This window comes from Streptomyces sp. NPDC052043 (assembly GCF_044548235.1).
In the GTDB taxonomy this organism is placed as follows: Bacteria; Actinomycetota; Actinomycetes; order Streptomycetales; family Streptomycetaceae; genus Streptomyces.
The window spans coordinates 375,759-397,625 of sequence record NZ_JBIUBT010000003.1 but is presented as its reverse complement, the minus strand read 5'-3'; the positions used below and the strand labels follow the sequence as shown (position 1 = coordinate 397,625).

The following is a 21,867-nucleotide window of genomic DNA, read 5'->3' as shown; positions in this document are numbered from 1 at the left end:
GGGCCTGCCGACGGGGTGTCGGCAGGCCCTCGGCCGTGTCGGGTTCGCGCCGGCTCCGGTCAGCTCGTCGCGTCCGCCAGGGCCAGTTCGTGCAGGCGTTCCGGGGGGCCCGGGCGGGCGTAGTACCAGCCCTGGGCGGTGTCGCAGCCCAGGACGCGCAGTTGCTCGGCCTGGGCTGCGGTCTCCACGCCCTCCACGGTCACCGCGAGGTCCAGGCTGTGGGCGAGCGTGACGATGCCCTCGACGATCTTCAGGTCGACGGGGTCGGCCGGGAACTGCTGCATGCCCTGGGTGAAGGAACGGTCCAGCTTGAGCACGCTCACCGGCAGCCGGCGCAGGTTGGCCAGGTTGGAGTAGCCGGTGCCGAAGTCGTCCAGGGCGATGTCGACGCCCATCTCGGCCAGCCGGCGCAGCGGCTTGAGCAGGTCGTCGTCGGCGCCGATGAGCGCCGACTCGGTGACCTCGAGGCACAGGGCGTCCGGCCGCACACCCGCGCGCTCCAGTATGTCGACGGTGTCCTGGACCAGCCCGGGGTGAGTGAGCTGGCACGGCGAGAGGTTGACGTTGATGCGCAGCGGGCCCCCGGTGCCGTCCTCGTGCAGCTCCCGCCACCGGCGGGCCTGGCGCACCGACTGCTCCATGACCCAGCGGCCCAGCGGGACGATCAGCCCGGTGTGCTCGGCGAGCGGGATGAACCGGTCGGGGCCGAGGACGCCGTGCTGCGGGTGCAGCCAGCGCACCAGCGCCTCGGCGCCGCGCACGCTGCCGTCGCCGAGGTGCACCAGCGGCTGGTACTCGATGAAGAACTCGCCGCGGTCCAGCGCGGCCGGCAGCGCCGTGGTCAGTCCGTGCCGGGTGATGGCGCGGGCGTCGGCCTCCGGGTCGGCGAGCTCGAAGCGGTTGCCGCCGGCCGACTTGGCCCGGTACATGGTGATGTCCGCGCTGCGCAGCACCTCCGCGGCGCTGCGCTCGCCCGCTGGTCCCTCGACGATGCCGACGCTGCCGCGTACGGCCAGTTCCCGGCCGTCGATGCGGATGGGGGCGACCAGCGCGTTCATGATCCGGCCGGCGAGCTCGTCGACCTCGTGCCGGGAGCCGGGTCCCGTGGTCAGCGCGACGAACTCGTCACCGCCGAGCCGGGCGACCATCTCTCCGGGCCCGGTCGCGCAGGCCTGGAGCCGGTCGGCGACCTCGACCAGCAGCCGGTCGCCGGCCGCGTGGCCGAGGCTGTCGTTGATGGTCTTGAAGCCGTCCAGGTCGAGATAGCACAGGCCGAAGCGCCGGCCCTCGCCCGCGTTCAGCGCCTTCTCCAGGCGTTCGAAGAACAGGGTGCGGTTGGGCAGGCCGGTGAGCGCGTCGTGGGTGGCCTCGTACCGCAGTCTCAGATTGAGCAGCCGCCGCTCGGTGGTGTCCTCCATGAGGGCGAGCTGGTACTGCGGGTAGCCGTCGGCGTCGCGGAGCAGGGAGACGGTCAGGTTGGTCCACAGAACCGTTCCGTCCGGCCGGTAGAAGGCCTTCTCCACGTGGTAGTGCTCGCGCTCGCCGCGCACCAGCTCCTCGTACAGTCGGCACATGTGCGGGGCGTCGTCGGCGTGCGTCCACTCGCGCACGTTGCGGCCGCGCACGATCTGTTCGGAGCCGCCGAACATGCGCAGCAGCGCGCTGTTGACCTGGAGGACGTTGCCCTCCAGGTCGGCGATGGCGATACCGATCGCGGCGCCTTCGAACACGGCGCGGAAGCGGGCCTCGCTGGCGTGCAGGGCCTGCGCGACCACGCCCTGGGCGCGCAGCGCCGCCTGGGCTATCGCCTCCTGCTCGGCCAGCGTGCGTTCCCGCAGGGCCCGCGCGAACCCGGCCGCCATCGAGTGCTGCAACCGCGCGGAGCGGGCCCGCAGGTCCTCCTGGTCGCCGCCCTCGCCGCAGTACAGCACGAGGTAGGAGTCGAGGCAGTCAAGGGAGCGGCTGAGCGCCTCGGGCGCGGTGCAGTGCGTGTCGACCAGGGCCGCGCCGACCGCCTCGCCCTCCCCCGCGTCGAAGGTCCTCTCCCGCAGCGCCGCGCTCAACCGGCGGGCCAGCGGCAGGAGCCGCTCCTCGAACTCCGGGCGCGTCAGCGACGTCGAGGTGACCGGGAAGACGGCCCGGCTCCAGATCGTCGTCAGCCTGCGCAGTCTGTCCTCCGGCCCGTCCGGCTCCGCGCTCACGCCGTACGCCCCACGCCGGCGAAACCGGAGAAGGCATAAGGGTCCTCGTCCTCCGACGCCGTACGGGGCCGCCAGTTCGGCATCGGCACCAGCCCGGGTTCCACCATGTCGTACCCCTCGAAGAACCGCGCGATCTCCTCGCGCGAGCGCATGATCAGCGGATTGCGTATGTCCTTGTACACGTCCACCAGGGACCTGCTCCGTGTCTCGGGCAGCGGGATTCCCTCGTACGAGGCATGGGTGAGGACGAGCAGGCTGCCCGGCGCGAGCGCGTCGCGCAGCTCCGCCACCGCACCGTAGGGGTCGTCCGCGTCCTCCACGAAGTGCAGTATGGCAACGAGAAGCAGGGCGACCGGCCGTTTCAGGTCGATCAGCCGCCCCAACCGGAGGCTCGCGAGGATGTCCTGAGGCTTGCGCAGGTCGGCCGCGACCACGTCCGCGTCCCCGTTACCCGCCAGAACGGCCTTGCTGTGGCTGACGGCCACCGGGTCGTGGTCGACGTACACGACCCGCGCGCCGGGCCGGGCGGCCTGGGCGACCTCGTGGACGTTGCCGAAGGTCGGGATGCCGGACCCGATGTCCAGGAACTGGGTGACGCCCTCGTCCAGGGCGAACTCCACGGCCCGGCGCATGAAGGCCCGGTTGGCCTGCATGACCTTGGGCAGCCCCGGCATGAACTCCATGGCCCTGCGGGCCGCTTCCCGGTCGACCTCGAAATTGTACGAACCGCCCAGGTAGAAGTCGTAGATGCGAGCGACGCTCGGCACCGAGATGTCGATGCTCCGCGGCGCCCAGGCGGGACGCTCCATCCGTCTCTCCACTGCGTAGGCGGGCCAGTGTTCGAGCTGAGGCTACTGACCGCCCGCCGAACGGGCGAGCCGGAAACGGAAATTGACCATCCGTTCCCGGCCACCACCTGCGCTTCGGCCCGCTCCACGCACCCGCATCGCGGTGAATTGCCTTGATCTGCGCACACGGCGGACCGCCCCCTCCGCGCGGTGCGGAGGGGGCGGTCCGGTCCGGGTCCGACCTGTCGGGGCGCCGGTTGCTACTGCGGGGCGCCGATCGCCTTTCCGTCGGGGGAGACGGCGAACCACGTGCCGCCGACTCCCTGGCCGTTGACGTCTCCGGGCAGCTTGTCGCCGGAGAAGGTGTACAGGGGCCAGCAGTTGACGGTCATCTGCTTGACGCCGTCGGGCCGGGTGAAGGGCATCAGGCCCTTCTTCACCACGCCCTTGGTGTCGTCGGAGGCGACGGGCGCCACCGCCGGCCACTTCTCCAGGCAGGAACCGGTACAGGCGGAGACCGACTTCGGCCACGCCTGGTCCTTCGTGAAGCGGTAGACCGTCATGCCGTTCTTGTCGACGACGACGTCGCCCAGTTCGGTCTTCTTCACGGACAGGCCCGGCAGCTTCGCCAGCGAGGCCTTCTTGCCGTCGGGCGCCAGCGCGAACCACTTGCCGTTCACGCCCTGGCCGCTGGTCTGGCCGGCCTTGGTGTCCTTCGCGTAGCGGTAGGCGGGCCACCCGCCGATGGTCAGCTGCTTGGTGCCGTCGGCGCGGGTGACCTGGCCCAGCAGGGCCTTGTCGATCCCGGCACCGGCCGTGGCGTCGTCCGCGGGAACCGGCGGCCAGGCCGTGGCGCAGTCGGCTTCGCAGTGGGAGTTGGGGGGCTTGGCCGTGTCGTCGTCGAAGCGGTACAGGGTCATCCCGGCGCTGTCGGTGACCACCTTGCCCAACTGCGCGTCGGCGGCGACCGCGAGTTCCCCGGCGGGCTGGGCGGCATCCGCGGAGTCCTGTCGGCCGTTTGCGCCGTACCCGTTGCCGATGCCGTTGTCGCCGCTCGTCCCGGCGCTGCCGAATCCGCCGGCCTGGGCGGTCGCACCCACGTTCTGGCCGCCCGCCGAAGGGGCGCCTTCCTGACCGCACGCCGTCGTCAGCGCCAGCACGGCCGCGGCCGCCGCCACGAGTGAGGCGCTCCGCCAGGAGGTGTTCATCGTCAACTCCCCATACTTTTAAGGGTGTTGCAGCGCCCTGCTGCGCCGCCGCACGACACTGGGTACGCATGGCGCGGGCGGTTGTGTTCAACCGCGGCGGAGATTTCCTCCGGAGGTTTCCGAATCTGCGGCACGTTTCCCGCCGCCCCCGTACGCGCGTACCCATCGAGGGCGCCGCACCAGCCCGCCGATCAAACCTCCGACCTGCGGCTTCCCACCTTCGGGGCAATCCGCGCCCACCGTGGCGTGCCACGGTCCACGACAGCTCATGATCTCGCTCGTGCAACGACCCGAACCGACGCGACTCGCCCTGTCACTGCGGGTGTTGGCGCCGGCGCTGCTGGCGTGGACCTGTGTGGGCGGGGTCGCCGCCCCGGCCGCGGCCGACGCCTGCGCGTACGCCTCCACGGGCCCGGAGGGCACGGAGGCGGTCGCGGTGGCCGGTGGCGGCTCCTGGCCCTCTTTGCCACCCCTTCCGGCCCTTCCGGCCCTTCCGCCGCCGTGCCCACGGCCGACGCCGCCACCCAGCCCGACTCCCCCACCGACCCCAACACCCACACCCACACCCACACCCACACCGGAGCCTCCGGCGCCGAAGCCCGCGCCGCCGCCGAAGCCGAAGCCCACCCCCACTCCCAAGCCCCCGCCACCCCCGCGCCCGACGCCCACCGCCCCGCGGCCCCGCCCCACTCCCCCACCGCCCGCGCCACCTCCGCCCCCCGCGCCGCCGGTCCCGAAGCCGGCGCCCACGCCCCGCCCCCACCCGTCCGCGGCACCGGTGACCTACCCGCGCCACCACACCCCTCCGCACCGGCCGACACCCCGGCGCAGTCCCTCACCCCTGACCTACGTCCTGCTCATCGCGGTACCCGCCCTGGCCGCCGTGGCCGCGCTCCGCCCGCGCTGACCCCTGGAGGAACCCGTTGTCGGAATGGCTTGTTCTCCTTCTCGCGATGCTGGCCGCCTGCGCGGTGGTCGTGGTCATCACCCTCCTGCGGCACCGCACGAAGGCGGTGGACGACGACCCCACCGAGACCCCGGACGTCATCGAGTACATGACCATGTGGATCGGCGTGGTCTACGCCATCGTGCTGGGTCTGGCCATCGCCGGTGTCTGGGAGGCGCGCGTCGCCGCCCAGGACCACGTCCAGGCGGAGGCCCTGGCGCTGCACGAGGTCTCCGAACGCGTCCGCGTCTATCCGCCCGACGTCCGCGACCACATCCGAGTCGACGTCAACGCCTATGCCGGACACGTCGTGACCACCGAGTGGAAGACCATGGCCGACCACGGCCATGTCACCGAGCGGGGCGACGAGCTGCTCGACCGCGTCCGTGCCGACGTCACCGACTACCAGCCCAAGTCGGACTTCGAGGCGCAGGCCTACCAGCCGCTGGTGGACCAGGTGGCCGCCGCCGCCCAGGCCCGCACCGCACGCGCCGGCTCCATGGGGGCGACGATGCCGGGCGTGGTGTGGTTCGGCCTCATCTCGGGGGGCGTCATCACCATCGGCATGGTGTTCGCGCTCCAGATCCGGCGCACGAAACGGGAGCTGGTCCTCGCCGGGCTGTTCTCCGCGCTGATCGCCTTCCTCCTCTTCCTGATCTGGGACTTCGACGCCCCCTACAGCCGCGGCGTCGCGGCCACCGCCGGACCGTTCCTGGACCTGTTCCCCCATCTGACGGGCTGACGGTCCCGCGCCGTGCCGGGGGCCGGCCGTCGTGCGCGAGGACGGACGGAAACGGATCCCCCGTGCGGCCCCTGTGAATCCCCTGTGCGGCCCAACGGTTGCCCCGTTCGCCCGGGTGCAATCGCGCCGGAGTGGACATCTCCCTAGCGTTTTGGTCAGCGAGGCGCATACACGGAACAAGCGGAAAAGGTCCGCTGCTGCTCCTCGGGGACCGGAGGACCCATCATGCGCGTAATAGGTGTTGTCTCGGCCGCACTACTGGGCGTCGGCGCCCTCACCTTCTGCGCGCCGGCCGCCGTCGCCAGCGGCGGGGACGGCGGCCGCTCCTACGGCGGCGGCGGTGGTGGCGGTGACAGCCGCTCCTACAGCAGCGGCGGAGGCGGCGACGAGGGCCGCTCCTACAGCGGGGGCGACAGCCGCTCGTACAGCGGCAGCGGCAGCTCGGGCTACGGCGATGACGACGAGGGCCGCTTCGGCGGTCGCGGCGACAGCGGATCGGAGCACTTCCAGCACGGCGTCCGCGCCGGCGTGGGCGGGACCGGCACCGGCTTCGACCTCAAGCAGATCGGCATGGGCACCGTGCTCATCGGCGGCTCGATCGGCACGGCGTACTACTTCTCCCGCCGACGCACCGGCGAGGAGAGCGCCGCCTGATCGCTCCTCTCCCCTCGGGACAGGCCTACGCCCCGGACCTCTCCAGGTCCGGGGCGCCTTGCGGTGTACGCCGGGAGCAGGAAGAGATCCGGCCCCGCACACGGGAGCGGGGCCGGATCAGGGGGAGGAGCCGTCAGGAGCGCCTGCCGGACCGGCGCCGCATCCAGAGCACGCCGCCGCCGACGACGCCCGCCGCCATCAGCCCGCCGCCGATGGCCATGTCGGTCGGGGTGGCGCCGGTGGTGGTGCCACCGCCCACTCCGCCCTGGACAGCGCCGACGACGGTGAAGGCGCTGGGCTGGGTCATCCGCCGGCCGTCACAGTCGACCGTGAGGTCGTAGGTCCCGGGACGGGCGTCGTCGCGGATCGTCACGACGCCCCTGGCGTGCTCACCGGCGCCGTCGTACGGCCGCAGCATCGCCTGGGAGAACACGTGGGACGACATGGTCCCGCCCTCGCGGCAGCCGTCGATCGTGACCACCAGCTGACCGCCGCGGGCGATCACGCCGGGCGAGGGCAGGATGCTGTGGACGCCGCCCGCGCCGTGGCCGGGCGCGCCGCCGAGACCGGCGCCCGTACCGCCCCCGGGGAGGGCACCCGATCCGGCGCCGGGAACCGCGCCCTCGCCGCCCTTGTCGCCGGTACCCCCCAGGCCGCCCACTCCGACGCCCGGGCCCGCGCCCTCGCCGCCCTTGTCCAAGCCCCCCAGGCCACCGGGGCCGACAGGACCGACCAGGCCACCAGGGCCACCGGGACCGCCGGGACCGCCGAAGTTCCCACCGAAGTTTCCACCGAAGCCGCCGACGCCGCGGCCGGGGAACTCGTCGAACCTGTCTCCCCGGCCCGGGCCGCGGAACTCACCGAACCCGCGGAACTCGCCGAACCGGTCGCCCCGGTCACCGCCGCGGAACTCGCCGAAACCACGGAACTCACCGAACCGGTCGCCCCGGTCACCGCCGCGGAACTCGCCGAAACCACGGAACTCACCGAATCCGCCGACCTGTCCACGGCCCGGCCCGATCCCCGGACCGAATCCGGGACCGAACCCGAACCCCGGACCCAGCCCTGTCCCGAACCCCGGACCCACACCCGGCCCCACACCCGTCCCGAACCCCGGACCCACCCCCGTCCCGAACCCGGGGCCGACTCCCGGGCCGACTCCCGGGCCGACTCCGGGGCCGACTCCGGGGCCGACTCCACCACCTCCCGGGCCCACGCCGACGCCCGGACCGCCTCCTGCACCGCCTCCCTGCCCCCCTCCCACGCCGCCGTCCCGTGTGATGACGGGGACTTCGCTGCCCTTCGCCCCGGCCGGCGGGGCGGCGAGCCCGACCGCGGCGACCGCCGCGGCCAGCACCACCAAGGGGGCCGAGGGGGCCAAGAGGGTACGAGTAGTACGCATGTGATCCTCCGTGGAAGGCGCCCCGGGGACCCGTACCCGGTCGATCGGTGACAAAGCACCTCCCGCCACCGACCCTCGGACGCGCTCCACGCGGGCGCATTTCGGGGCTGGTCCGTATCGGTGAGCCAATTCCTCGGGACCTTCACCCCATTGAATATCGGCGCAGGTCACGGACCGTCAGAAATGACTCTTACGGGCCGCCTCGGATGGCGCACGGAAAAAAGGCGCGGCCACCCGTTCGCGTGCGTCCCGTCGCCGGTTGCGCGCGCCGGACTTAGCGTTCTCGCATGCGCGACCGACGCGGCGACGGCCGGGTCGAGAGGGGATGCCGAATGCCTGCGAAAGAGCTGACCGGATTCATCGAGGAGGAGCGGGAGGCACCGAGGAAGCGCGCGCCGTGGGGTGTGATAGCGCTTGCGCTGCTGACCGGACTCGCCCTGATCCGCAACGGCTCGGGAGAGTTCGACGTCAGCCCGCCGCAGCCCGCGACCGCAGCCGCGCCGGACATCGCGCACACGCCGCTCCCCTCGGGCGCGGCCCTGCCACCTCTGTCGCGCTCGGTGCCGGACCGGATCAGGATCCCCGTGCTCCAGATCGACGCGCCGATCACACCGGTCGGCGTGGACCCGGACGGCTGGGTCGCCGCGCCACCGCCGGCGGACCCGAATCTGGCCGGCTGGTTCAACGGCGCGGTCACGCCCGGGGAAAAGGGCACGTCGGTCGTCGACGGCCATGTGGACAACGCCGCGGGACCCGCGGTGTTCTACGGGCTCGGCGCCCTGCGGAAGGGAAATCGCATCGAAATCCACCGCCAGGACGGCAAGACGGCCGTGTTCGACGTGTACGGCGTCGAGGTGTTCGCGAAGAACAACTTCCCCGGCGACCGGGTGTACGGCTCGAAGGGCGCGCCGGAACTGCGGGTCATCACCTGCGGCGGCGGTTACACGAAACAGACCGGATACCAGGGGAACGTCGTCGTGTTCGCCCGCCTGACCGAGGTCCGCTGAGCGGACCCCGCCCGGGCGGGCGCCGGGCCGGGGTCCGCTCAGGTGTACTCCCGGTGCGTCCGCCGCGGGGCGTCGCCTGCGCGCGGCGCCCCGCGGCAGCGGTGCGCGGGGCCCGCACGGCGTTGGGAACCGGGGATTCCGATAGCCTCGCACATGTGACGGAACAGCACGAGCAGCACGAGCGGCACGCGCACCGGTTCGAGCGGGGCACGGACGGGCCGAAGGTCATCGTCGTCGGCGTGGACGGCTCGGACTCCTCGATGCGGGCCGCCGCGTACGCCGCCGGTCTCGCCCGCCGGCAGGGCGCGCTGCTCGCCGTGGTGTACGTGCAGCCGGTGATGACGGCGGGGGCGGCGCTCGGCGCCCCCGTGGCGGAGACGACCGACGAGATCGCCGAGGACCTCGTGCAGTACATCCGGGAGTCCGCGGAGCGGCTGAAGGGGATATTCGAGGTCCGCTGGGAGTTCCACACCTTCCCCGGCGACCCGTACAACGGCCTGGTGACGGCCGCCGACGAGTTGCGGGCGGACGCGGTGGTGGTGGGCGCCTCGGAGCAGGCCGGCCACCGGATCATCGGCTCGGTCGCGATCCGCCTGGTGAAGGCGGGACGCTGGCCGGTGACCGTCGTCCCGTAGGGGCCGTTCCCCGCGCCGGGACACCGCGGCGGGCGGCCAGGGGCCGCCGCCCGGTACCTGCGTGACGTCTTCCGTACCAGCCGGTGCTGGGCCATCATGATCCGCCGTCAGCCGTTTGCCGTCTGCGAAGAGGTGAGACGTATGGCCGGGCTCCGGATGGGTGAGGGCATTCTCCGCCGTAAACCCATCGAACACATCGAGGAGACGGAAGCCACCGAAGGACCGCGCCTTCAGCGATCACTCGGGTTGTGGCAGCTGACCGCGATCGGTGTGGGCGGCATCATCGGGGCGGGCATCTTCACGCTCGCCGGCACGGTGGCCAACGGCACGGCGGGTCCCGCGGTGCTGGTGTCCTTCCTCGTCGCCGGTGTGGCCAGCGCGGCGGCCGCCCTGTCGTACGCCGAGTTCGCGAGCCTGATCCCGAAGGCGGGCTCGGCCTACACCTACGGCTACGCGGTCCTCGGCGAGTTCGCCGGCTGGTTCATCGGCTGGGACCTGCTCCTGGAGTACACGGCGATCGTGGCGGTGGTCGCGATCGGCATCTCCGGCTACTTCAGCTTCCTGATCCAGGACATGGGCGCGCATCTGCCCGCCTGGATGCTGGGCGCGCCCGGCACCGGCGCCGGGCACCGGGTCGACCTTTTCGCGGCGATCCTGTGCCTGCTGATCGCCTGGCTGCTGAACCTCGGCATCCGCAGCGCGGCCCGCTTCGAGACCATCGTGGTGGTGCTGAAGGTACTGGTCGTGCTGGTGGTGATCGGGGTGGGCGTGTTCCACGTCAACACCGCCCATTACCACCCGTTCTTCCCCTACGGCGTCGGCGGGGCGTTCACCGGTGCGGCGACGGTGTTCTTCGCGGTCTTCGGCTACGACGCGATGTCGACGGCGGCCGAGGAGTCCAAGGACGCGCAGCGGCACATGCCGAAGGCGATCATCTACTCCCTGGCGATCGCGATGGTGCTGTACGTGGCGGCGTGCCTGGTGCTGACCGGCATGCAGAACTACAAGGACATCAACAAGGAGAGCGGCTTCGCCACCGCGTTCAAGTCGGTGGGGCTGACCCGGCTGGCGGACGTGATCGCGGTGGGCGCGATCATCGGCATCCTGACCGTGATGTTCACGTTCATGCTGGGCGTGACCCGGGTGTGGTTCGCCATGTCCCGGGACGGGCTGCTGCCCAAGTGGTTCGCGAAGACGCACCCCACGCGGCACGTGCCGACGCGGGTGACGTGGATCGTCGGGGTGGCGTCGGCCGTCATCGCGGGGTTCCTGCCGATCGCGGAGGCGGCCGAACTGACCAACATCGGCATCCTGCTGGCGTTCGTGGTGGTGTGCACGGCGGTGATCGTGCTGCGCTACCGGCAGCCGGACCTGCCGCGCGGCTTCCGCACACCGTGGATGCCGTTCGTGCCGGCGCTGGGTGTGGTCTTCTCGCTGTGGCTGATCACGTTCCTGAAGTGGGAGACCTGGGTGCGGTTCGCCGTGTGGTTCCTGATCGGGTGCGTGATCTACTTCGGGTACTCGTACAAACGCTCGGAGCTGGCCGGGCGTTAGGGCCTGTTGCGAAAGTCCCGTCGTCCGCCCGGAGGGCGGGCCTCGCGGCGTCAGGTGCGTGCTCTCGGCGTGCCGGGCCCTGACCCTCGTACTGGACGTACTTGGGTCAGGGCCCGGTGCGGCGAGAGTGCGTGCATGGCGTCGCGAGGCAGGCGGGACTTTCGCAACAGGCCCTAAGCCCTGCCGGGGACCGCCGGACCGAGGGCGCTCAGCGGGCGGGCAGGGCGCGGAGGAAGTCCGCGACGATCGTGTTGAACTCCTCCGGCTTCTCCAGGTTGGCGTAGTGGGCGGTGCCCTCGATCGTCACGGAGCGGCCGTCGGGGACGGTGCGGGCGAGGCGTTCGGCCTCCGCGACGAGGTCGGGTGTTTCGAGGGCGCCGTTGACGGTGAGCACGGGGACGCCGACCTTCGGCACGCGGTCCCAGGTGCCGGTCAGGGGCACCCGCCAGTCCTTCTCGTCCGCGGTGTGCTTGGACAGGGTGTGCAGGGCCAGGTCGCGCAGCCGGCGCGGGATGTCCTCGTCCAAGTCCTCCAGGGCGCGGTGCGGACCGGGCGCGAAGCTCAGGAAGGACGTGAGCCAGCCGTCGATGTCGCCGGAGCCCAGGGCGCGGGCCGACTCTGCCTGGATCCGCCGCGCCCAGGGGTCGGTGTACTGGAACTCGCTCGTCGCGGCGCCGCAGACGACCACCCCGCGGACCAGTTCCGGGTACTCGAGGACGGTGTCGGTGGCGATGGCGCCGCCCATCGAGACGCCGACGAGGACCGCCGGGCCGGCGTCGAGGTGGCGCAGCAGTGCGGCGACGTCGTCGGCCCAGCAAAACGGCCTGGTCGCGTTGGCGGAGAAGCCGTGGCCGCGTGCGTCCGGGGCGATGACCCGGAACTCGGCGGCGAGCGCCGCGATCTGGGCGTCGAGGACGCGGTGGTCGACCCAGCCGGAGTGCAGCAGGACCACCGGGTCCCCGCTGCCGGTGTCGAGGTAGGCGAGGTCACCGTCGGAGGAGGGGAGGAAACACGGATCCACAGCAGCAGTCATGACAACCAGGGTGTCATTCTGCGGAGGGTTTGGCAACCAAGGTGTCATGATGGGGTGATGAGCGACATCGAGACCGCCGTCGGCGACGGACCCGACACCCCCCTCCCGCCGGACGAACTCGGCCACCGCCTCACCGAGGTGTTCGATCTGGTGGGCCCGCTGTACCGGCGGGTGCAGCGCGAGGTCGAGCAGGGCGAGGCCGTCGAAGGTCTGTCCGTCGGCGTACGGGCCGTGCTCGACCTGCTGCACAAGCACGGCCCGATGACCGTCCCGCAGATGGGGCGCGCGCAGGCGATCAGCCGCCAGTTCGTGCAGCGCATGGTGAACGACGCGACGGCCCGCGACCTGGTGCGCAGCGTCCCGAACCCGGCGCACCAGCGCTCGTCGCTGATCCGGCTCACGGACGCGGGCCGGGCGGCGATCACCGCGGTGCTGGAGCGTGAGCACCTGCTGCTGCGCCGGGTCGGGGGCGATCTGACGGAGCCCGAGGTACGGGCGTGCCTGCGCGTGCTCGGGGAGATGCTCGACCTCTTCGAGCACGTCGACGTCGACTGACCGGCCTCACTCCCCCATGACGAGCCCGTCCTTCGCCGCGCCCCGGCTGAGCACCGCGGCGCTGATCCGGTCGCGCACGCCCCGGAGGTCGGCGCCCTGGGCGATGGCCTTGCCCACGTTCACCACCCGGCCGGCGTCGATGTCGAACACCTCGGGGACGAACTCGGCCCGGGACACCTCCCAGCGCCCGCCCGGCCGGGCGGGCGGGGAGAAGGTGAAGCGGGCGAGGGTGCTCTGGTTGGCGCGCGGGTTCTGCCGGCCGCGCTCGTCGGCCGGCTGGCCGGCGATCTGGTCGCCCAGGTCGTAGACCACCCAGGTGCCGTTGACCTTCTCGTAGGCCTGCGGGACATGGGCGTGGCTGCCGAGGATCAGGTCGATGTCGGGCCGGCCGCCGTCGCGTGAGGCGGTCAGCTTCCGGGCGAGGTCCAGTTGCTGTGCGTCGGGCGCGTCCTGCCACGCCCGGCCCCAGTTCAGGGAGACGACCACGACCTCGGCGCCCGCCTGGCGGGCGGCCCGGGCGTCCTCGACGATCCGCTTCTCGTCGATCACCCGGACGGCCCACGGCTGGTCGGGCGGGAGGGCGTCGTCCGTGCCGTAGGTGTAGGCGAGGTGGGCGACGACGGCGTGCCCGGCCTGGAGGAGCGTGCCGCGCGCCTCGCTCTCGCCGCGCGCCGAACCGGCGTGGTGCAGCCCGGCCTGGTCGAGGGCGTCCAGGGTGCTCCGGACGCCGTCGGCGCCGTCGGCCAGGGCGCGTTCGGAGGCGGTGGCGCAGCTGTCGTACCCCGCCGCGGCGAGGGACGGCGCCAGTTCGGGCGGGGACTTGTAGCGGGGGGCGCCGGTGTAGGGCGGGCCGGCGCCGAGGGCGGTGCCCAGGTGACACAGCGCCAGATCCGCCCGGGAGACGATGTCCTGGACACCCGCGAGCATCGGTCGGAAGTCGTGGCTCTGGCCGCCCGCGTCGAAGGCGGCCCGTTCGAGGACCGAGCTCTCTGGCAGGATGCTGCCGGAGGCGACGAGCGTGAAGGCGCCGGGGGCGGCCGCGGCTCTTGTCGCCGTCGGGGCCGCCCGTCCGGGCGGAGCGGGCTGCTGTTCCCGATGGTTGGCCTGGCAGGCGGCGGCCGCGGTGAGCAGGGCCGTCACGACCAGGGACACCTGCTGTCTGCGTGCGATCATCAGTTCACCCCATGGCGGTCGTATGGACAGACAAATGGGTACGAATCTGACGGCTTTCGCAAACGGTATCGGCCCTCCGTTAGCCCGTCCGTGTCCGACAAGGGGCCTGACGGACCGTTCGTCGTACCGTTCGTCGACGCGATCGACCGTCCGTCGCACAGCGGTGCGCGCTCCCTGTCCCCGTGCGACCCTCTGCGATGCGATACGGCCATGACGGCCGGAACCACCCTCCCGCACGGGACGACGACCGCCGAGCACGAGCTCGCCGCACTGCAGCGCGAGCACGGCCGACCGCTCTTCGCACTGCTGCTGCGCCTGTGCGACGGCGACCGCCAGCGCGCCGAGGACCTGCTCCAGGAGACGCTCGTGCGCGCCTGGCAGCACCCCGAGGCGCTGCGCGCCGACGCCTTCGACTCGGTGCGGCCGTGGCTGCTGACCGTGGCGCGCCGGCTCGCCATCGACGCGCGCCGCGCCCGGCAGGCCCGGCCGCCGGAGGTCGGGGACGCGGACCTGGAGAACGCGCGGGTCATCGCCGACCACGCCGAGCGGTCCGCCGCGACGCTCGACGTCCGGGAGGCTGTGAAGACACTCACTCCCGAGCACCGTGAAGTCCTGGTGCTGGTGTACTTCCGGGGGGCCAGTGTGGCGGAGGCCGCCCGGACCCTGGGGATTCCGCCCGGTACCGTGAAGTCCCGCGCGTACTACGCGCTGCGCGCCCTGCGCCGGATGCTTCCGGGATACGCGGCCGACCTGCGGTGAAACCGACTCCCGAGTCAAACCTCCGTAAAGCGCCTTGCCGTGGACCACCGTTGGGTAATCGGCTGTCCTCATCCGTGTTCCGACAGGGGGGCGGACCCCGGGACCCGGGGTCGGACGAGGAGCGCGCACCGGAGGAAGGCGGGAAGGGATGCTGCACAGAGGTCACGAGAGCACGGACGGCCCGGGCGGCGGCGAACTGGCCGTCCCCATGGCCTGGTTGTACGCCGAGTACATCGCCGACGAGTTGCTGCGCACCGGCGATCTGATGCCGCCGACGTCGTTCGAGTTCCGCGCCGGGCGGGACGCGCTGGCGCTCACCATCTTCCTCTCCGACACCGGCGGTGAGCTGTCCCGCGTCCGGGTGGTCTCCCAACTGGAGACGTGGCTGTCCCTGACCGCGTACGACCAGCCGTGGCAGGACTGGGTGGGCGAGCGGATGGCCGGCCTGGCGGCCGAGGCGGACGCCGGCGGCGTGCCCTCGCCGGACCTGGCGCTGGCCGGGGCGGCCTGGCGCTGGCTGGAGGAGACCGAACTGCTCGCGCCCGACCTGGACGCGGTGCCGGGCGGTGCGGGCGTGGTCGGCGAGGACGAGGGACCGAAGGTGTGGACGCCCGCCTGGCAGCTCGGACTGCCCCTCGGGCATCTGGCCATCCACCTCTTCTAGGGCCTTCTCGTTCTAGGGCCTTCTCGTCCTCCAGGGCCTTCTCGGACGCGCACCGGACCGCGGGAGGGGACGCCCCGAAGGTCTTGATTACGATTCGGAACGTGGCTGAGTGATTTCGGTGCCGGGTGCGTACGGGTCGGAGCAAGGAGTAACCCCACCCGCACTCACAGGCACGAGGATTCGGCATGAGGTCCCTGGAACGGCATCGCGATGTCGGCGCGTACGCGCTCGGCATGCTGGACGAGGCGGACTCCTTCCGCTTCGAGGACCACCTCATGGAGTGCCCTCGCTGCGCGGCGCAGGTCACCGAGTTCGGGCCCACGGCGCGGCAGCTGATGCTGTACCGGCGGGCCACGCCGCGCTTCGTGCACCCCATGACCCGGCCCGGCCCCGCGCTGCTGGACCGTCTGGTCGGCGAGGTGGCGCGGCGGCGCCGGGCCGGACGGCGGCGTGTCCTCTACGGTCTGGCCGCCTCGGTGGTGCTCGCCGTGTCCGGACCCGCGGTCGCCGCCGTCGCCGGGCACCACGGCGGACCCGCCCGGTACACGGCGACCGACGCGGCCACGGGGGTGTGGGCCGAGGTCAGGGCCGCCGACCGCGACTGGGGCAGCGATGTGGAGGTGCGGGTCAGGGGCGGGGCGGGCCCCCGTTCCTGCCGGCTCGTCGTGGTCGCCCGCGACGGCTCGGAGCAGACCGTGACCACCTGGAGCGCCTCCCCGCAGGACACGGGGACCAGCACGGTGGCGGGCGGCACGACCCTGCATCCCGGCCAGATCGCCCGCTTCGAGGTGCGCACCGCGGACGGACGGCCCCTGGTCACCCTCGACTCGCGTTGAGCCGTCCGGCGGGCCTCACTTGAGCAGCCGGGACAGCCGCCGGTCGGCCAGTGGTTTCCCGCCCGTCTGGCAGGTCGGGCAGTACTGGAGCGAGGAGTCGCTGAAGGACACCTCACGGATGGTGTCCCCGCACACCGGGCAGGGCTCGCCGGTCCGACCGTGCACCCGCAGTCCGCCCTTCTTCTCCGCCTTCAGCCGTCCGGCCGCAAGGCCCCTGGAACGCGCGACCGCCTCCGTCAGGGTGGTGCGCAGCGCCTCGTAGAGGGTGCTCGTCTCCTGCGGTGTCAGGGAGGCGGCCAGTTTGAACGGGGACATCCGCGCCGCGTGCAGGATCTCGTCGCTGTAGGCGTTGCCGACCCCCGCGAGCAGGCTCTGGTCGCGCAGGGCGCCCTTGATCCGGCGCCGCTCTCCCGCGAGCAGCCGGGCGAACCGCTCCTCGTCGAAGTCGTCGGCCAGCGGGTCGGGGCCGAGGCGGGCCACGCCGGGCACCTCCCGCGGATCCCCTACGACGTACACCGCGAGCCGCTTCTGGGTGCCGGCCTCGGTGAGGTCGAACCCCGCGCCGGTCTCCAGTGCGACGCGCAGGGCGAGCGGCCCCTTGCCCGGTCTGGGCGCGCCGTCGGGCAGCCGGTCCTTCCACTGGAGCCAGCCCGCGCGCGCCAGGTGGGTGACGAGGTGCGGGCCCCCGTCGGTGCTCAGGTCCAGGAACTTGCCGTGCCGGTGCACCGCGGTGACCTCGCGGCCCTCCAGGGCGGTGACCGGGGGGTCGTACGTCTTCAGCACGCTGATCGCGACCGGCAGCACGCGCACGATCTCGTGGCCGACCAGGTGGTCGGTCAGAAAGTCCTTGAGCGCTTCGACCTCGGGCAGTTCCGGCATGAGTCCAGAGTGCCACCGGAGCCCCGGGACGCCACGCGGTGCGCCGAACGTCCCGGCCCTCAGCTCTCCTCGGGCACCGCGAACTCGCACCACACGCACTTGCCGCCACCGCGCGCCTCCACGCCCCACACGTCGGTGAGCCGGTCCACGAGCAGCAGTCCCCGGCCGGAGACGCCCTGCTCTCCCGGGTCGCGGCGGCGCGGCAGAGCGCTGGAGGAGTCCTCGACCTCGATCCGCAGCCGCCGGTCGGGTCCGCCGAGGACCCGCAGGGTGACGATCGCGGCGCCCTCGGTGTGCATCAGGACGTTGGTGATCAGCTCGTCGGCCACGAGTTCGACCTCGTACGAGTCCTTCTGGATGCCCCAGTCCCGCAGCGCGGTGCGGATCATGTGCCGGGTCCGGGCCAGGGCTTCGGGGTCGCCGGGGGCCACGTAGCGCTGGAGCCGGCCGACGGGCTGCCGCTCGGCCGGCACCTGGCGGCGCAGCACCAGCAGGGCCACGTCGTCGTCGCCGCCGCGCGCCTCGGCCATCGCGATCAGCCGGTCGGCGAGGTCCCCCACGTCGTCGGGTCCGGCGGCGACGGACCGCGCCAGGGCCCGTATGCCGTCGTCCAGGTCGGCGCCGGGCTCCTCCACCAGACCGTCGGTGCACAGCACCAGGCACTGCCCGGGGTCGAGTTCCATGGTGCCGACCGGGTAGTCCAGGCTGCCGAACTCGGCGGACAGACCGAGCGGCAGGCCCCCGTCGACGGCGATCCGGCGGCAGGTTCCGTCGTCGTACCGGACCAGCGGGTCGATGTGCCCGGCCCGCACCAGCTGCACGACGCCGGTGGACAGGTCGGCCTCCGCGTACAGGCAGGTGGCGAAGCGGTCGGTGTCGAGTTCGTGCAGGAAGACCGAGGCGCGGGCCATCACGGTGGCCGGCGCGTGGCCCTCGGCGGCGTAGGCGCGCAGCACGATGCGCAACTGGCCCATGACGGCGGCGGCGTGCGTGTCGTGACCCTGGACGTCGCCGATGACGGCGCCGATCCGGCCGCCGGGCAGCGGGATCAGGTCGTACCAGTCGCCGCCGATGTCCCGGCCCAGGGAGCCGCCCGCGTAGCCGGAGCGGTAGCGGACCGCGACGTCGGCGCCGGGCACGCTGGGGATGGTGCGCGGCAGCATGGCCTGCTGCAGGCCCTGGGCGAGGTCCTTCTCCTGCTCGTAGAGCATGGCCCGCTGGAGGCTCTGCGCGATGCTGCTGCCGAGGGCGATCAGGACGTTGCGCTCCTCCAGGGTGAAGCCCCGGCGGTCGCTGTAGAGCAGGCCCATGCCGCCGATCGGGCGGGCCTGGGCGATCAGCGGCAGATAGGCCGCCGCGGTGATGTCAAGACCCGTGATGTGCGGCCACAGGATGGGGTAGCGCTCGGCGAACTCCTCCGGTGACTCGATGAAGCAGGGGCTGAGGGTGCGCACGGCCTCGCTCATCGGGTAGGGATCGTCGATCCGGGTGACGCTGGTGCCCGGCACGGAGGAGCCGTCGGGGCCCTCGGCGACGAGGCGGATGCGGCCGGCCTCGACCAGGCCGAGGACCAGGCTCTTGGAGCCGAGGAGGGCCAGTCCGTGGGAGTCCTTGACCACGTCGATGACGTCCTGCACGGTGCGCGCGTGGGCGAGGGCGGCGGTGGCGGCCTCCACGACGTTGGTCTGCCTGCGCCGGGCCACGGCCTGGGCGGCCCGCTCGCGGCGCGCGGCGATGTCGCCGAGTTCCTCGGAGGCGTCCCGGAGGATCCCGATGATCCTGCGCGGCCGGCCCGCCTCGTCGCGCTGGATGTAGCCCTGGACGTGGGCCCAGCGCAGACCGCCGTCGCGGCGGCGCAGGCGGACGTAGGTGCCGTAGTTCTGGCGGCCCTCCTTCATCGTCCGGGCCACCAGCGCGTCCAGGCGCTCACGCTCGGACCGCAGCAGCCGCTCGCCCACGGTCTGCGGACGGCCGTCGTTCTCCTCGGGGGTGAGGTCGAAGATCCGGTGGGCCTGGGCGTCCATGTGCACGAGCCCGGCGTCCAGGTCCCAGTCGAAGGTGCCCATGCCGTTGAGCGCCAGGATGGGATTCGGATGGGCGGGCCAGTCCTCCGGGAGAGACAGGGCGGGCGCTCCCTGTTCAGCCATGGGGACACCTTGCCAGGGATTGGCTGATTCTTCGAGCCGGGGGTGGGGTAACCGGGGCCCGTGACGTTCCGGGAGGACGAGAGGACAGGAGCGCTCGATCGTGGGGTGGTTCACCGCATCCGAGTACTGGCTGAGCCGGCTGGTCTTCCAGCGGGCGCTGGCCGCGGTGTATCTGGTCGCGTTCCTGACGGCGGCCCTCCAGTTCCGCGCGCTGCTCGGCGAACGGGGCATGCTGCCGATCCCCCGCTTCCTCGAGCGGGTGCCGTTCACCCGGGCGCCGAGCCTGTTCCACCTGCGCTACTCCGACCGGCTCTTCGCGGCGGTCGCCTGGACCGGGTGCGCGGTGTCGGCGGCGCTGGTCGCGGGCGTGGACTCGCTGGTGCCGCTGTGGGCCGCGATGCTGCTGTGGCTCGTCCCCTGGGCGCTGTACCTGTCGATCGTCAACGTGGGGCAGACCTGGTACGGCTTCGGCTGGGAGTCGCTGCTGCTGGAGACCGGGTTCCTCGCGGTCTTCCTCGGCAACGACGAGGTGGCCCCGCCCGTGGTGGTGCTGTTCCTGCTGCGCTGGATCCTCTTCCGCGTCGAGTTCGGCGCCGGGTTGATCAAGCTGCGCGGCGACGCGTGCTGGCGGAAGCTGACCTGTCTGCACTACCACCACGAGACGCAGCCGATGCCGGGCCCGCTGAGCTGGTTCTTCCACCATCTGCCCGGGCCCCTGCACAAGGCGGAGGTGGCCGCCAACCACGTCACGCAGCTGATCGTGCCGTTCCTGCTGTTCACCCCGCAGCCGATCGCCACGGTCGGCGCCTCGCTGATGATCGTCACCCAGCTGTGGCTGGTGCTGTCCGGGAACTTCGCCTGGCTGAACTGGCTCACGATCGTGCTGGCGCTGTCGGCGGTCCGCTTCCCGGGGAGCGCGTCGCCCGGGACCACCGCGCCGCTGTGGTACGAGGTCGTGGTCCTGGCCGTGGCCGCGCTGGTGGTCCTCCTCAGCTACCACCCGGTGGTGAACATGGTCTCCCGCCGGCAGGTCATGAACCGCTCCTTCGACCCGCTGCACCTGGTCAACACCTACGGCGCGTTCGGCAGCGTCAGCCGTGTCCGCTACGAGGTGGTGGTCGAGGGCACGCTGGACGAGGTGCCGCACGAGGACGCGGACTGGCGGGAGTACGAGTTCCGGGGCAAGCCCGGTGCTCCCCGGCACTGGCCGCGCCAGTTCGCGCCCTACCATCTGCGCCTGGACTGGATGATGTGGTTCGCCGCGCTGTCCCCGGCCTACGCGGACGTCTGGTTCGGCGCGATGGTGGAGCGGCTCCTGGAGAACGACCGCCACACGCTCCGGCTGCTGCGCCGCTCCCCCTTCCCTCCGGACGAGCCCCCGCGCTACGTCCGCGCCCGGCTCTTCCGCTACCGCTACACCACCTGGCGGCAGCTGCGGGCAACCGGCGCCTGCTGGGACCGCACCTATGTGCGGGAGTTCCTGCCGCCGATCCGGCTGGCCACCGACACCCGGGAGCCTTGAGAGCCGCGCGCGTGGAGAGGGAGAGGAACCGACGGTCACGGCGTCCCTTCTCCCGGCGGTTCCCGCGGGGGCAGCAGTCCGCTGTCTTCCAGTTCCTGCCAGAAGGCGGCGGGCACCGAAGCGGCGAACTGCTCGGCGCAGTCGCGCACTTCGCCGGCCGAGCGGGTGCCGACCAGGACCGAGGCCACGGCCGGGTGGTCGGCGCAGAACCGCAGGGCGGCGCCCCGCAGGGTGAGGCCGTACCGGTCGGCCACCGCCTTCATGCGCTGGGCACGGTCCACCAGCTCCGGTGGCGCACTGGCGTAGTTGTACGTGGCTCCGGGCCTGGGGTCCGCCAGCAGACCCGAGTTGAAGGCGCCGCCGATGACGACGGACACGCCCCGCTCGACGGCCGCGGGCAGCAGCTCCGTACGGGCGCGCTGGTCGAGCAGGGTGTACCGGCCGGCGCACAGCACCACGTCCACGTCCGTGTCGCGGACGAAGCGGGTCAGCATCTCCGCCTGGTTCATGCCCGCCCCGATGGCCCCGACCACGCCCTGGGCGCGCAGGTCCTCCAGCGCCGGGTAGCCCTCGCGGAAGGCCTGCTCGGCGTGGTCGTCGGGGTCGTGGAGGTAGACGACGTCGACGCGGTCCAGGCCGAGTCGTTCGAGGCTGGCCTCCAGACCGCGCCGCACCCCGTCCGCGCTGAAGTCCCACACCCGTCGGTGGGTGGCGGGCACGGCGAAACCGTGGGCGAGATCGCTGCCGCCCGCGTCCGCGGGCTCCAGCAGGCGGCCCACCTTCGTGGAGACCGAGTACGCCGACCGCGAGAGGCCGCGCAGGACCGCGCCGAGGCGGCGTTCGGACAGGCCGAGGCCGTAGTGCGGGGCGGTGTCGAAGTAGCGGATGCCCTGTTCCCAGGCGGCGGTCACGGCCGCTCGTGCCTGCTCCTCGTCCACCTCGGTGTAGAGGTTGCCGAGGGCGGCGGCACCGAAGCCGAGAGCGCTGACCTCGACCCCGCTCCTGCCCAGCGTCCTCACCGGGCCTCCGGGCACGGCAGCGGGCCCCGCGTGCCGTGGGCGGGGAAACGGGTGTCGCTGGTGTGGTAGCTGTCGTAGGGGTCGTAGGGGTCGACCGCGGTGATGCGGGCGGGTGTCGGGGGCACGGAGGGCCTTTCGGTCGG

The 21,867-nt window shown here is 72.5% G+C and carries 21 protein-coding genes; 11 read left to right on the top strand and 10 right to left on the bottom strand.

The genetic code is table 11. The features are described 5' to 3' along the window. Positions 1–59: 59 nt before the first annotated feature. The 3 genes from ACIHCX_RS09650 to ACIHCX_RS09640 all read right to left on the bottom strand — a co-directional run bounded on the left by ACIHCX_RS09650 (position 60) and on the right by ACIHCX_RS09640 (position 4,197). Positions 60–2,201, bottom strand: coding sequence for a putative bifunctional diguanylate cyclase/phosphodiesterase (locus ACIHCX_RS09650; RefSeq protein WP_400028243.1), 2,142 nt, complete (start codon positions 2,199–2,201; stop codon positions 60–62). Further along, positions 2,198–3,010, bottom strand: a complete 813-nt coding sequence (locus tag ACIHCX_RS09645; protein ID WP_400028241.1) for an SAM-dependent methyltransferase — start codon at positions 3,008–3,010, stop codon at positions 2,198–2,200. The genes ACIHCX_RS09650 and ACIHCX_RS09645 overlap by 4 nt, the downstream gene beginning before the upstream one ends. Before the next feature lie 239 nt (positions 3,011–3,249). Continuing rightward, positions 3,250–4,197, bottom strand: coding sequence for an SCO0930 family lipoprotein (locus tag ACIHCX_RS09640; RefSeq protein ID WP_400028239.1), 948 nt, complete (start codon positions 4,195–4,197; stop codon positions 3,250–3,252). A 923-nt stretch (positions 4,198–5,120) separates the two neighbouring features. On the opposite strand from ACIHCX_RS09640, the gene ACIHCX_RS09635 reads away from it, so the two are divergent. Both ACIHCX_RS09635 and ACIHCX_RS09630 read left to right on the top strand, forming a co-directional pair. Next, positions 5,121–5,885 carry a hypothetical protein gene (locus tag ACIHCX_RS09635; RefSeq protein ID WP_400028236.1) on the top strand — a complete coding sequence of 255 codons (765 nt, stop codon included), beginning with the start codon at positions 5,121–5,123 and terminating at the stop codon, positions 5,883–5,885. Between the two features lie 225 nt (positions 5,886–6,110). Continuing rightward, positions 6,111–6,539: a hypothetical protein gene (locus ACIHCX_RS09630; protein ID WP_400028234.1), complete on the top strand. Its 429-nt coding sequence runs from the start codon at positions 6,111–6,113 to the stop codon at positions 6,537–6,539. A 133-nt stretch (positions 6,540–6,672) separates the two neighbouring features. On the opposite strand, the gene ACIHCX_RS09625 is transcribed toward ACIHCX_RS09630, so the two are convergent. Then, on the bottom strand, positions 6,673–7,044 hold the full coding sequence (locus tag ACIHCX_RS09625; protein WP_400028232.1) for a hypothetical protein: 372 nt from the start codon (positions 7,042–7,044) through the stop codon (positions 6,673–6,675). A gap of 21 nt (positions 7,045–7,065) precedes the next feature. Between ACIHCX_RS09625 and ACIHCX_RS09620 the strand changes: the two genes are divergently transcribed. From ACIHCX_RS09620 to ACIHCX_RS09605, 4 genes are all read left to right on the top strand, one after another. Next, positions 7,066–7,992, top strand: a complete 927-nt coding sequence (locus tag ACIHCX_RS09620) for a hypothetical protein (protein WP_400028229.1) — start codon at positions 7,066–7,068, stop codon at positions 7,990–7,992. 281 nt (positions 7,993–8,273) lie between these two features. Further along, the gene (locus tag ACIHCX_RS09615) at positions 8,274–8,948 is read left to right on the top strand and encodes a class F sortase (RefSeq protein WP_400028227.1); all 675 of its coding nucleotides are present in this window, start codon (positions 8,274–8,276) and stop codon (positions 8,946–8,948) included. Between the two features lie 155 nt (positions 8,949–9,103). Next, positions 9,104–9,583, top strand: a complete 480-nt coding sequence (locus ACIHCX_RS09610; RefSeq protein ID WP_400028225.1) for a universal stress protein — start codon at positions 9,104–9,106, stop codon at positions 9,581–9,583. Positions 9,584–9,724: 141 nt separating this feature from the next. After that, positions 9,725–11,137, top strand: a complete 1,413-nt coding sequence (locus tag ACIHCX_RS09605) for an amino acid permease (protein WP_400028223.1) — start codon at positions 9,725–9,727, stop codon at positions 11,135–11,137. Between the two features lie 208 nt (positions 11,138–11,345). Here the strand turns inward: ACIHCX_RS09605 and ACIHCX_RS09600 are convergent, their stop codons facing one another. Then, the gene (locus tag ACIHCX_RS09600; RefSeq protein WP_400028221.1) at positions 11,346–12,170 is read right to left on the bottom strand and encodes an alpha/beta fold hydrolase; all 825 of its coding nucleotides are present in this window, start codon (positions 12,168–12,170) and stop codon (positions 11,346–11,348) included. A gap of 57 nt (positions 12,171–12,227) precedes the next feature. Between ACIHCX_RS09600 and ACIHCX_RS09595 the strand changes: the two genes are divergently transcribed. Continuing rightward, positions 12,228–12,725, top strand: a complete 498-nt coding sequence (locus tag ACIHCX_RS09595) for a MarR family winged helix-turn-helix transcriptional regulator (RefSeq protein ID WP_400028219.1) — start codon at positions 12,228–12,230, stop codon at positions 12,723–12,725. Between the two features lie 6 nt (positions 12,726–12,731). Here the strand turns inward: ACIHCX_RS09595 and ACIHCX_RS09590 are convergent, their stop codons facing one another. Beyond that, entirely contained in the window at positions 12,732–13,898 is a 1,167-nt protein-coding gene (locus tag ACIHCX_RS09590; protein WP_400028218.1) for a CapA family protein, read from the bottom strand. 210 nt (positions 13,899–14,108) lie between these two features. On the opposite strand from ACIHCX_RS09590, the gene ACIHCX_RS09585 reads away from it, so the two are divergent. From ACIHCX_RS09585 to ACIHCX_RS09575, 3 genes are all read left to right on the top strand, one after another. Beyond that, positions 14,109–14,657, top strand: a complete 549-nt coding sequence (locus tag ACIHCX_RS09585) for a sigma-70 family RNA polymerase sigma factor (protein ID WP_141355925.1) — start codon at positions 14,109–14,111, stop codon at positions 14,655–14,657. 148 nt (positions 14,658–14,805) lie between these two features. Next, the gene (locus ACIHCX_RS09580; protein ID WP_400028216.1) at positions 14,806–15,321 is read left to right on the top strand and encodes a hypothetical protein; all 516 of its coding nucleotides are present in this window, start codon (positions 14,806–14,808) and stop codon (positions 15,319–15,321) included. Positions 15,322–15,506: 185 nt separating this feature from the next. Continuing rightward, positions 15,507–16,157: a zf-HC2 domain-containing protein gene (locus tag ACIHCX_RS09575; RefSeq protein ID WP_400028214.1), complete on the top strand. Its 651-nt coding sequence runs from the start codon at positions 15,507–15,509 to the stop codon at positions 16,155–16,157. Positions 16,158–16,172: 15 nt separating this feature from the next. Here the strand turns inward: ACIHCX_RS09575 and ACIHCX_RS09570 are convergent, their stop codons facing one another. Together ACIHCX_RS09570 and ACIHCX_RS09565 are read right to left on the bottom strand one after the other, a co-directional pair. Further along, a complete protein-coding gene (locus ACIHCX_RS09570; RefSeq protein WP_400028212.1) occupies positions 16,173–17,036 on the bottom strand; it encodes an Fpg/Nei family DNA glycosylase in 864 nt (287 codons plus the stop codon). A 59-nt stretch (positions 17,037–17,095) separates the two neighbouring features. Then, positions 17,096–19,183, bottom strand: a complete 2,088-nt coding sequence (locus ACIHCX_RS09565; protein ID WP_400028210.1) for a SpoIIE family protein phosphatase — start codon at positions 19,181–19,183, stop codon at positions 17,096–17,098. Positions 19,184–19,283: 100 nt separating this feature from the next. Here ACIHCX_RS09565 and ACIHCX_RS09560 point away from each other — a divergent pair, with 100 nt between their 5' ends. Further along, entirely contained in the window at positions 19,284–20,705 is a 1,422-nt protein-coding gene (locus tag ACIHCX_RS09560; protein ID WP_400028208.1) for a lipase maturation factor family protein, read from the top strand. 35 nt (positions 20,706–20,740) lie between these two features. Here ACIHCX_RS09560 and ACIHCX_RS09555 read toward each other — a convergent pair whose 3' ends face one another. After that, the gene (locus ACIHCX_RS09555; RefSeq protein ID WP_400028207.1) at positions 20,741–21,724 is read right to left on the bottom strand and encodes an aldo/keto reductase; all 984 of its coding nucleotides are present in this window, start codon (positions 21,722–21,724) and stop codon (positions 20,741–20,743) included. Further along, a complete protein-coding gene (locus tag ACIHCX_RS09550; RefSeq protein WP_400028205.1) occupies positions 21,721–21,849 on the bottom strand; it encodes a hypothetical protein in 129 nt (42 codons plus the stop codon). Before ACIHCX_RS09550 ends, ACIHCX_RS09555 begins: the two co-directional genes overlap by 4 nt. Positions 21,850–21,867 lie beyond the last annotated feature (18 nt).

What these genes read in the sequence shown, in the direction of transcription:
- ACIHCX_RS09645 (WP_400028241.1), bottom strand. Translation starts at nt 3,010, where the DNA reads ATGGAGCGTCCCGCCTGGGCGCCGCGGAGCATCGACATCTCGGTGCCG.
- ACIHCX_RS09640 (WP_400028239.1), bottom strand. Translation starts at nt 4,197, where the DNA reads ATGAACACCTCCTGGCGGAGCGCCTCACTCGTGGCGGCGGCCGCGGCC.
- ACIHCX_RS09630 (WP_400028234.1), top strand. Translation starts at nt 6,111, where the DNA reads ATGCGCGTAATAGGTGTTGTCTCGGCCGCACTACTGGGCGTCGGCGCC.
- ACIHCX_RS09615 (WP_400028227.1), top strand. Translation starts at nt 8,274, where the DNA reads ATGCCTGCGAAAGAGCTGACCGGATTCATCGAGGAGGAGCGGGAGGCA.
- ACIHCX_RS09605 (WP_400028223.1), top strand. Translation starts at nt 9,725, where the DNA reads ATGGCCGGGCTCCGGATGGGTGAGGGCATTCTCCGCCGTAAACCCATC.
- ACIHCX_RS09600 (WP_400028221.1), bottom strand. Translation starts at nt 12,170, where the DNA reads ATGACTGCTGCTGTGGATCCGTGTTTCCTCCCCTCCTCCGACGGTGAC.
- ACIHCX_RS09595 (WP_400028219.1), top strand. Translation starts at nt 12,228, where the DNA reads ATGAGCGACATCGAGACCGCCGTCGGCGACGGACCCGACACCCCCCTC.
- ACIHCX_RS09590 (WP_400028218.1), bottom strand. Translation starts at nt 13,898, where the DNA reads ATGATCGCACGCAGACAGCAGGTGTCCCTGGTCGTGACGGCCCTGCTC.
- ACIHCX_RS09585 (WP_141355925.1), top strand. Translation starts at nt 14,109, where the DNA reads ATGACGGCCGGAACCACCCTCCCGCACGGGACGACGACCGCCGAGCAC.
- ACIHCX_RS09580 (WP_400028216.1), top strand. Translation starts at nt 14,806, where the DNA reads ATGCTGCACAGAGGTCACGAGAGCACGGACGGCCCGGGCGGCGGCGAA.
- ACIHCX_RS09575 (WP_400028214.1), top strand. Translation starts at nt 15,507, where the DNA reads ATGAGGTCCCTGGAACGGCATCGCGATGTCGGCGCGTACGCGCTCGGC.
- ACIHCX_RS09570 (WP_400028212.1), bottom strand. Translation starts at nt 17,036, where the DNA reads ATGCCGGAACTGCCCGAGGTCGAAGCGCTCAAGGACTTTCTGACCGAC.
- ACIHCX_RS09565 (WP_400028210.1), bottom strand. Translation starts at nt 19,183, where the DNA reads ATGGCTGAACAGGGAGCGCCCGCCCTGTCTCTCCCGGAGGACTGGCCC.